2 protein-coding genes and 1 tRNA gene are annotated in these 1,140 nt (G+C 34.9%); all 3 read left to right on the forward strand.

The window, feature by feature from the left end:
- Window positions 1–543, forward strand: a 543-nt coding sequence (locus C0512_RS15930) for a tyrosine-type recombinase/integrase (protein WP_290863352.1), incomplete at its 5' end; no start/stop codon positions are given.
- Window positions 544–575: 32 nt separating this feature from the next.
- On the forward strand, window positions 576–878 hold the full coding sequence (raiA, locus tag C0512_RS15935) for a ribosome-associated translation inhibitor RaiA (protein WP_121311677.1): 303 nt from the start codon (window positions 576–578) through the stop codon (window positions 876–878).
- A 91-nt stretch (window positions 879–969) separates the two neighbouring features.
- Window positions 970–1,043: transfer RNA gene (locus C0512_RS15940), tRNA-Thr, on the forward strand.
- Window positions 1,044–1,140: the final 97 nt, after the last annotated feature.

Raw genomic sequence — 1,140 nt, forward strand, 5'->3', positions numbered from 1 at the left:
TTGGTTTTAAATCAAATAGTTTACACTAATGATTTTGATGGCATTCGTGATAAATTGATAGTCGATTTATTTTACACTACCGGCATTCGTAGAGCTGAACTGATTAATTTGAAATTGCAAAATATCGACTTGTCAAACGGAACCTTAAAAGTATTGGGAAAAAGAAATAAGGAAAGGATTATACCGATTCTACCGGTTGTTGAAAATCAAATAAAATTATATTTAACAGAAAGGTCACATTTACAAAGGATTGTGGATGGTGAGTATTTTTTCTTACTGTTAAAAGGCGTTAAATTGAACGATTCGTTTGTTTATCGTTTAATAAATTATTACTTTAGTAATGTCTCCGAGAAGGTTAAAAAGAGTCCGCATATATTGAGACACACGTTTGCAACTCACCTTCTAAACAACGGAGCGGATATTAATTCCGTTAAAGAATTATTGGGGCATTCTAGTTTGGCGTCTACGCAAGTCTACACTCACAGCAGTTTGGCGGAACTTAAAAAGGTGTATGGTAACGCTCATCCTAGAAACAGACAATAATTTTACAATGTTTAATCATTAAAATTTTAATTATGAAGGTAAATGTTCATGCAGTAAATTTCACTGTCGACAGAAAGCTGGTTGATTTCATCGAAGAAAGATTAGGTAAACTTGAAAAATTCTATGACAAAGTAGTTTCGTCAGATGTTTTTTTGAAGGTCGACAATACAAGTGAGAAGGAAAATAAAATTGTGGAGGTTAAAATTCATGTCCCGGGAGATGATTTTATGGTAAAGAAACAATGTAAAACATTCGAGGAAGCGGTGGAGTTGTCTTCTGAATCTTTAGAAAGATTGTTGGTTAAAAGAAAGGAAAAAATCAGAACACATATATAAGAGAAATTTTTTTCTAAAAATGTTTTGATTAAAAGATAAAATCCATACATTTGCAGTCCGTTAGAAATAGCGGACTTTTTTTATTGTGTATGCCAGCGTAGCTCAGTTGGCTAGAGCAGCTGATTTGTAATCAGCAGGTCGTGGGTTCGAGTCCCTCCGCCGGCTCAATTTTAGGGATAAAAGATAAGAAAAGTGGGGGAGATACTCAAGCGGCCAACGAGGGCGGACTGTAAATCCGCTGATTACATCTTCGCAGGTTCGA

Origin of the sequence: Flavobacterium sp. (genome assembly GCF_013822155.1) — a bacterium.
Classification (GTDB): Bacteria; Bacteroidota; Bacteroidia; order Flavobacteriales; family Flavobacteriaceae; genus Flavobacterium.

What these genes read in the sequence shown, in the direction of transcription:
- raiA (WP_121311677.1), top strand. Translation starts at nt 576, where the DNA reads ATGAAGGTAAATGTTCATGCAGTAAATTTCACTGTCGACAGAAAGCTG.